1 protein-coding gene is annotated in these 709 nt (G+C 42.6%); it reads left to right on the top strand.

Annotated features, from left to right (window positions below; translation table 11 throughout):
* The coding region (locus NXS11_RS10865) for an Ig-like domain-containing protein (protein WP_259201283.1) at nucleotides 1-709 on the top strand (709 nt) is incomplete at both ends.

Raw genomic sequence — 709 nt, 5'->3', positions numbered from 1 at the left:
CAACAGAAGTAACGGTAACAGACACAGTCGCACCAGAAGCACCAACTGTTAACCCTGTACAACCAGGCGACAAAGTGATCACAGGTAAGGCAGAACCAAATGGAACAGTAGATGTAACATTACCAAATGGAGATGTTATCAAAGATGTACCAGTAGATGGAGAAGGTAACTACAAAGTAGATGTACCAAAAGGTGTAGAAGTTAAAGAAGGCGACAAAGTTAAAGTTGTAGCGAAAGACAGCAACGGAAACGTATCAGAGCCAACAGAAGTAACGGTAACAGACACAGTCGCACCAGAAGCACCAACTGTTAACCCTGTACAACCAGGCGACAAAGTGATCACAGGTAAGGCAGAACCAAATGGAACAGTAGATGTAACATTACCAAACGGAGATGTTATCAAAGATGTACCAGTAGATGGAGAAGGTAACTACAAAGTAGATGTACCAAAAGGTGTAGAAGTTAAAGAGGGCGATAAAGTTAAAGTTGTAGCGAAAGACAGCAACGGAAACGTATCAGAGCCAACAGAAGTAACGGTAACAGATACAGTCGCACCAGAAGCACCAACTGTTAACCCTGTACAACCAGGTGATACAACTGTAACAGGTAAAGGTGAGCCAGGAGCAACAATTACTGTTAAGTTCCCAGATGGTAAAGAGGGAACAACAACAGTAGATAAAGATGGCAACTGGACTGTTAAAGTTCCAGA

It is taken from the genome of Staphylococcus americanisciuri (assembly GCF_024814435.1).
Taxonomy (GTDB): domain Bacteria; phylum Bacillota; class Bacilli; order Staphylococcales; family Staphylococcaceae; genus Staphylococcus; species Staphylococcus americanisciuri.
This window is presented reverse-complemented; position numbering and strand designations above follow the sequence as displayed.